This window comes from Flavobacterium sp. UGB4466 (assembly GCF_903469665.1).
In the GTDB taxonomy this organism is placed as follows: Bacteria; Bacteroidota; Bacteroidia; order Flavobacteriales; family Flavobacteriaceae; genus Flavobacterium; species Flavobacterium lipolyticum.
The window spans coordinates 74,355-82,179 of record NZ_CAGKLC010000011.1; the positions used below are offsets into that span (position 1 = coordinate 74,355).

Sequence of the window (7,825 nt, forward strand, 5' to 3'; positions counted from 1 at the left end):
TGTTCTTTTGCCCACTTAATACCAATATAAATAATGCAGAGATTTGATGCCATTCGACCGTTTTATGATTCTGAAATAAATGAAGCACTTCATGATGTAGTCAATCATCCAATGATGAAAACCATGATGAACTTTACTTTTCCGGAAGTAGCAGATGAGGTTTGGAAAGAGCAGCTAAAAAAGACACATTCTATTCGTGATTTTCAATGCAACTTTATTTATAACACCATACAAAAAGTTTTAGAGAAAAGTTCTGAAGGTCTTACTACTTCAGGATTTGAAAAACTGGAAAAAAACACCTCTTACTTATTCATCTCTAATCACAGAGATATATTATTAGACACTACTTTATTAAATGTTTGTCTTTTTGAGCACGGATTAGTCATGACGGCCTCTGCCATTGGAGACAATCTGGTTAAAAAAGCATTCCTGAGTACTTTGGCAAAACTAAATCGAAACTTTTTGGTTCTAAGAGGTTTATCGCCAAGAGAAATGTTGCAGAGTTCTAAGTTATTATCGGAATATATCGGACAATTATTACTTCGTGAGAATCGTTCGGTTTGGATTGCACAGAGAGAAGGCCGTACCAAAGACGGAAACGATGAAACCAATCCGGGAGTTTTAAAAATGATCGGAATGGGATCTGATGAGCCTAATCTAATGGATTATTTTAAGAAATTAAAAATTGTTCCCGTGTCCATTTCATACGAATACGATCCAACAGATGTTCTGAAGATGCCACAGTTAATGGCCGAAGCCAATAATGAGGTTTATGTTAAAGACAAAAACGAAGATTTCATGAATATCCTGAGTGGTATCATGGGAACTAAAAAAAGAATACACATTTCGGTTGGAGATGTTTTAGATACAGAAATCGATCAGATTACAGCAGAGAATGACAATGCCAACAAACAAGTACAGGCTTTGGCTCAGGTTATTGACGATTCGGTTTTGAAAAATTATCAATTATGGCCAACTAATTTTATTGCTTACGATATTTTAAACGAGACCAATAAGTTTGCTCATCTGTACAAAGAAAGCGAAAAATCGTTGTTCGAGCGTCGTTTAGAAATGCGTATCGGAAGTGATAACCCAGTAACAAGACAAGGATTTTTGGCCATGTACGCTAATCCGGTTGTTAATAAATTAAAATATCAGGATGTCATCTAAACCAAAAATACTACTAATCTATACCGGTGGAACTATCGGTATGAGTAAAGATTTTGAGACAGGCGCGCTCAAAGCGTTCAACTTTGGTAAATTATTACAAAAGATACCTGAAATCAAACAATTGGACTGCGATATTGAAACGGTTTCGTTTGAAGAGCCGATTGATTCCTCGAATATGAATCCTCAAGAGTGGACGAAAATTGCCGCTATTATTGAGGAAAATTATATTGCTTACGACGGGTTTGTAGTACTTCATGGTTCAGATACCATGTCGTATTCTGCTTCGGCATTGAGTTTTATGTTGGAGAATTTGGCAAAACCAGTAGTGTTTACAGGTTCCCAGCTTCCGATAGGAGACTTGCGTACCGATGCTAAAGAAAACCTGATTACAGCCATTCAGATTGCTTCATTGCAGGAAAACGGAAAACCGGTAATCACGGAGGTTTGTTTGTATTTTGAATATAAACTGTACCGCGGTAACCGAACTTCAAAAGTAAATGCAGAACATTTCAGAGCATTTACAGCACCAAACTATCCGGAATTAGTAGAGTCAGGAGTTCATTTAAAGTTGAACACACATTTATTTCTTCCTGTAAAGACAGACGCGAAACTAATCGTTCATAAAGAAATGGACAATCATGTTGCAATCATCAAAATGTTCCCTGGAATGAGTGAAGTGGTTTTAGCTTCAATTCTGGCGATTAAAGATCTAAAGGGAATCGTTTTGGAAACCTACGGTTCCGGTAATGCGCCAACAGAAGACTGGTTTTTGGATTTGATTGAGAAAGCAATTCAGTCCGGATTACACATTGTTAACGTGACTCAATGTTCAGGTGGAAGCGTCAATATGGGACAATACGAAACCAGTACCGCTTTAAAATCTCTTGGAGTTATCTCCGGAAAGGACATTACCACGGAAGCAGCCATAACAAAATTAATGTATCTGCTGGGACAAAATATTCCGCAAACTGAATTTAAGGCAATTTTCGAAACAGCTTTACGCGGGGAGATTTCGCTATAAGATAAAAATCCAAATTATAAATTCCAGATTCCAATCGTTTGCTGATTATATCTTCATTTTGGAATTTGGAGCTTATCAATTTTTGTAGCGAACCTCACAAGTTCCAAACTCTTCTTCAGAACTTTGTTTTTTGTAGTACACATAAACAATTACCGAAATAATACACACAACACCCTGAATGGCAACAGTTTCTCGGGTTCCGATAATGTGCGAAACATATCCGATAATCAGACTTCCCACAGGAATCATTCCCTGATACGCCATCAGATAGTAACTAATACTTCTCGAACGCAGGTGCACAGGACTTTGTGTCTGAACGTAAATATTTATAGAGGAAGTTTGTGCCATCATTCCCAGGCCGCTCAGAGCCATGCAAATAAGCGCCACAGTGAGACTATTGGAATAGGCCAGTACGATAATGCTAAAACCTAATAATAAGCTCGCAGCGATCATTATTTTACCCATATTGTCTGCTTTTTTAAGATTGGCCAGATAAATGGCAGACAGTATTGAACCAATTCCGGCAGCACTTTCAAACCAACTGAAAGTCTGCGCGTTTCCGCTAAAAAGATCCTTGGCAAAAACAGGCATTAAAGTATTGAACGAAATCACAAACAAGCTGCTGCACATTAACATCAGTAGCATTTTGGCCATCTCACTTTCTTTTTTAATATAATCCAGACCTTCAAGAAAGTCGTCTACCATTCTCATTTTTTCGGTGGCTTTAATATGCGGTGTGATTTTCATCATCAATAAAGAAATCAGAACCGGAATGTAGCTTAAGAAGTTACCAATAAAACAAATGTCCTCACCATAATTGTGCAGAATAATTCCGGCTAAGGCAGGTCCGGCAATTCGGGCAAAATTATTCAGCGTAGAGTTTAAGGCGACTGCATTGGGTAAGTCCTCTTTATTGTCAACAATATCAATCATCATCGTTTGTCGGCAAGTCATGTCAAAAGAATTGATGATTCCCTGAATTAAACTCAAGGCCAGAATAAAGTTGATGTTGTATATTTTTAGATAAATTAACAGGGCCAAAGCACCTGCCTGAAGCATCGCCAAAGATTGCAATAGAATCATAGCGCGGTGTCTGTCGTAACGGCCAATAATACTTCCGGCCAAGGGAGCCAGGAACAAGGACGGGATCATGCTTAAAAATGTCGCTAATCCCAGTAAGAAAACCGAACCCGTAACACTGTAAATCATCCAGCTTACAGCTGTTTTTTGAAGCCAGGTTCCAATTACAGAAACAGATTGTCCGTAAAAGAACAACTTGAAGTTTTTAGATTTTAACGCTTTAAACATAATGCCTGATATTTTTTTACAAAGTTCGGGATTATGATTTCATTAGAAAAATTAATAATTTTACTTATAATAAGTAGTAAAACTTATCATTATGGAAATTTATCAATTGGAATATTTTATAAAAACCACTGAGGTACTTCATTTTACCAAAGCGGCCGAATTGTGTTTTGTAACCCAATCGGGCTTATCACAGCAAATAAAGAAACTCGAAGAAGAACTCGAAATGCCTTTGTTTAAAAGGATCGGTAAAAAAGTACAGCTTACTGAGGCTGGTGCTGTTTTCCTGATTCACGCCAAAAAAGTTATTGAGAATGTAGAAAACGGAAAACAGGCTATCGAAGATTTAAACGAAATGATTGGCGGTGAACTGCGAATTGGCGTAACCTATATCTTCGGACTTTTAATTTTGCCGGTTATCAATACGTTTGCCAAACAATATCCCAATCTGAAAATTGTCGTCGAATACGGCACGACAGAAGCTTTAGAACAAAAATTATTAACGAACGAATTAGACCTGGTTCTAGTGATTTCGTCACATGAAATAAATATTCCCGTTGAGAAAGTTCCTTTGTTTACGTCACAAATGGTATTGGTAGTTTCGAAAACACATTCTTTAGCGGCTTTAGACAAAATTGCATTTAAGAAAATAGAAGAAATTCCGCTTGTTTTGCCGGGAAAAGGGTCGAATTCGAGAGAATTTGTGGAAGAACTATTTGCTAAAAACAAAATGAGACCCAAGATTTCGATCGAACTAAACTCCATTCACGCCCTGCTGCAAATGGTGCAGGACAGTGACTGGGCTACTATAGTTGCCGAGAAAGCCCTAAAAGGCTGGGACGACCTCAAAGCCATTCAGATTACAGGAGTTCCCACAAAAAGAGAATCGTTTATGCTGACCCTTGGAGGCTACCAAAAAAAGGCCGTAAAACTGTTTATGGAAGAATTTCGAAAAAGTATGTAAACTAATATCCGATTTTGTTTTTCTAAGTCATTTTTTTTTATGTTATTTGCAGACCAATTTAGAAAGGTGTCCGAGTGGTTGAAGGAGCTAGCCTGGAAAGCTAGTATATGGGTAACTGTATCGAGGGTTCGAATCCCTTCCTTTCTGCAAATTTTTAACGTAAAGAATACCAAACCCCGAAACTTTTGTTTCGGGGTTTTTTATTAACTTTCTCCAATTATCAAATCAACATCAAAATAGCTGAGGATTAAAAAAAACTTTGGTTTCTTTTGTGCGCCGTTGAATATAAAAACACCTTTTTTAAATGGAAAAGCAGCAATTAATTTTTTACAATACTGTTGACGGAAAATCTAATGTAGTTCTTCTTGTAAAAGATGGAGATGTTTGGATGAATCAAACTCAATTGGCAGAACTTTTTGATACCTCCAAGCAAAATATAAGTTTACATGTTGTAAATATCTTAAAAGAGAAGGAGTTAGAGAAAAAATCAGTTGTCAAGGATTACTTGACAACTGCCTCTGATGGTAAGCAATACAATGTTATCTTTTATTCTTTGGCCATGATTTTGGCTATTGGTTTTAGGGTACGAAGCAAAAGAGGAACGCAGTTTAGACAATGGGCAAACCAAAACCTTCAGGAATACATGATTAAGGGTTTTGTCATAGATGATGAACGCCTTAAAAACCCAAACGGAAGGACGGATTATTTTGATGAATTACTCGAGCGAATTAGGGATATTCGGACTTCTGAAAAGAGATTTTATCAAAAAGTTCGAGATTTATTTACATTGAGTAGTGATTATGATACTACAGACAAGGCGACTCAAATGTTTTTTGCCGACACTCAAAATAAATTGCTTTACGCTATTACAGGAAAAACAGCTGCCGAAATAATTGTTTCGCGTGCCAATGCTGATGCTCCAAATATGGCACTTACGAACTGGAAAGGAAGTATTGTGCGTAAACAGGATATCTACATTGCAAAAAATTATCTTACTGTTGATGAGATAGACACACTGAATCGTTTTGTAGTGGTATTTCTTGAAACTGCTGAATTGAGAGCAAAAAACAGACAAGATATTACAATGGGCTTTTGGAAAACAAATGTTGATCGAATTATAGAATTTAATGATAAAGAAGTTTTAAGTCATAAAGGGAAAATAACGCATTTGCAAATGGAGGAAAAAGTAGATGCGATTTATGAAACATTCAATAAACATCGTAGACAGTTGGAAGCTGAGGAAGCAGATAAACAAGATCTTGAAGAATTAAAGCAATTAGAAAGCAAGCTTAAAAACAAATCAAACTAATTTTATTGCGAAAGAAGCTTTAGAGTTAAAATCGAGGTGTTCGAGTGGTTGAAGGAGCTAACCTGGAAAGCTAGTATAGGGGTAACTGTACTGAGGGTTCGAATCCCTTCCTTTCTGCAAAAAGAATTAAGAAACGCAATTTCGTGAAAATGAAATTGCATTTTTTTATTATATGCTTTTTTAAAACAGGGGTATATACTTGGTCAAAGTTTGTTTGAAGGTTATATATTGGTACGCAATCAAATATTTTATTTCGATTAGTATCTATCTTAAGATGACTGTTATACTATTTTTTAATTGAAGTTAGTTAGAAAAATCGATTTGCGAATAGATATTTTGATTTAAAGAAAATTAAGTCCACTAATATTAGAAAATCAAAATTAAAATTTATGGCTAAAAATGAGAGTGAGATAGAGTATTTAAACGCTGAGAGATTGAAACTTTGGGAGAGATTAACACAATTAGAAGAAGAGATCAGCAAAAAAACATCTGATTATGAGAAAGAGGCTAAACAATCCTCTAAAAAAGCTTCTGAATATAGGAACAGAAGTAATGATGCTAAAGATCAATCTATCAAAAATGCTGAAATTTCATTAGTTAAATTAGAAGAAATAAAAGGTTTTTCGTCCGAAATAGTATTGCTTAAAGAAGAATGCGAAAAGAATACGCAAAAAATAAGTGAATTTTATACAGATATTGAATCTAGGTCAAGTGTTATTGAGGAACATCTTTCGACTTTAGAAGAAAATTTTGAAAACAATAATTCATTTGTTGAGAAGTTAGAGACATTCGAAGATCATTTTGAAAAAAGTAACGAGATTTACGGTAAAATTGAAGTTTTACAGAAATCTATTCAGTCAAAAAAAAGGAAAATTGATAATTTACATAGAGAACTATTTGGTTATACCGAAACAGAGTTTAATGATGAGGGAGCAGAAGTAGAAATTGCAGTTGAAGGGCTAAAAGATCAGCTTGAGAGTACTTATGATAATTTAGAAGATAATTTAATTAGTCTGGAAAAAGATTTTACAAAATTAAAAGAAGATACATTAAGTAACTATAATTCATTTGTCTTAGAAAAAGAAAGCAACTATAAAGAAAAAATGGAGAAGTGGGATAATGATTATGATTCTGTTTTAGATAAAATTAATAAATTATTACCAAACGCAATGACCACGGGGTTATCTTATGCATATTCTGAAAAAAAAGAAAGTGAAGTTGATGATAGCAAAAAATTTGCTAAAAACTTTCAATATGCGGCATTTGGTTTAATAGGAATGTCATTAATTCCTTTTATACTAAGTGTATTCTTTATATATCAAGGCAAAACCTTAATTCAAGTAATTGATTATAGCCCCAGATTTGTTTTAGCAATTATTCCGATGTACATTCCGATTTTATGGATTGCGTACTCATCAAATAAAAAGCTTAATCTCTCAAAAAGATTAATTGAAGAGTATACTCATAAAGAAGTTTTAAGTAAGACGTTTGAAGGCCTTTCTCATCAAATAAATAATATTGAAGAAGAAGATGTTCACACTGATCTAAAAATAAAATTATTGTATAATATATTAAGTGTTAGTTCTGAAAATCCAGGAAAATTAATCTCAGATTATAATAAATCAGATCATCCATTAATGGATGCGTTAGACAAAAGCGCTAGTTTGTCTGATGCTGTTGGAAAACTTGAAAATATTCCTGGCTTGTCTAAAATTGCTAGAATTTTAGATAAAAAAGCAAAAAGGATATTGAAAGAACAAGCGGAGAAAGTTGATGACACATTAGGAGAAGTGGTAGGAGAAGCACTTGATGTTAGTGATTTAAATTAAATTATATGAATAGTGTAATTTCATTAGTTTATAATAGATCCATTCAAAATTTGATTGATAAGCTACAGGTTTTATTGCTTAAGGAAGACGGTTATTTAAAAGGAGATGCGGAAACTGGAAGTTTTTTTATAAACTCAACAATCGGGATCTTTCAAGGTACGTATAAGACTCGAAATAATGTTATAAATATATTTATTGAAAAAAAACCATTTTTTATTAGCAAAAAA

At 34.6% G+C, this 7,825-nt stretch carries 7 protein-coding genes and 1 tRNA gene; 7 read left to right on the forward strand and 1 reads right to left on the reverse strand.

Annotated elements, in window-relative coordinates; genetic code table 11:
- Nucleotides 1-33: 33 nt before the first annotated feature.
- Nucleotides 34-1,170: a 1-acyl-sn-glycerol-3-phosphate acyltransferase gene (locus JO950_RS05190; RefSeq protein WP_202701636.1), complete on the forward strand. Its 1,137-nt coding sequence runs from the start codon at nucleotides 34-36 to the stop codon at nucleotides 1,168-1,170.
- Nucleotides 1,160-2,191 (forward strand): asparaginase, encoded by a 1,032-nt coding sequence (locus JO950_RS05195; protein WP_089076731.1) that lies wholly within the window; start codon nucleotides 1,160-1,162, stop codon nucleotides 2,189-2,191. Before JO950_RS05190 ends, JO950_RS05195 begins: the two co-directional genes overlap by 11 nt.
- 75 nt (nucleotides 2,192-2,266) lie before the next feature.
- Here JO950_RS05195 and JO950_RS05200 read toward each other — a convergent pair whose 3' ends face one another.
- Nucleotides 2,267-3,499, reverse strand: a complete 1,233-nt coding sequence (locus tag JO950_RS05200) for an MFS transporter (RefSeq protein WP_202701638.1) — start codon at nucleotides 3,497-3,499, stop codon at nucleotides 2,267-2,269.
- A 91-nt stretch (nucleotides 3,500-3,590) separates the two neighbouring features.
- Here JO950_RS05200 and JO950_RS05205 point away from each other — a divergent pair, with 91 nt between their 5' ends.
- The 5 genes from JO950_RS05205 to JO950_RS22210 all read left to right on the forward strand — a co-directional run.
- On the forward strand, nucleotides 3,591-4,460 hold the full coding sequence (locus JO950_RS05205; RefSeq protein ID WP_202701640.1) for a LysR substrate-binding domain-containing protein: 870 nt from the start codon (nucleotides 3,591-3,593) through the stop codon (nucleotides 4,458-4,460).
- A gap of 60 nt (nucleotides 4,461-4,520) precedes the next feature.
- Nucleotides 4,521-4,607: transfer RNA gene (locus JO950_RS05210), tRNA-Ser, on the forward strand.
- 157 nt (nucleotides 4,608-4,764) lie between these two features.
- A complete protein-coding gene (locus tag JO950_RS05215) occupies nucleotides 4,765-5,769 on the forward strand; it encodes a virulence RhuM family protein (protein WP_202701642.1) in 1,005 nt (334 codons plus the stop codon).
- A 389-nt stretch (nucleotides 5,770-6,158) separates the two neighbouring features.
- Nucleotides 6,159-7,598, forward strand: a complete 1,440-nt coding sequence (locus JO950_RS05220) for a hypothetical protein (RefSeq protein WP_202701644.1) — start codon at nucleotides 6,159-6,161, stop codon at nucleotides 7,596-7,598.
- A gap of 5 nt (nucleotides 7,599-7,603) precedes the next feature.
- Nucleotides 7,604-7,825, forward strand: a 222-nt coding sequence (locus tag JO950_RS22210) for a hypothetical protein (RefSeq protein ID WP_237732279.1), incomplete at its 3' end; no start/stop codon positions are given.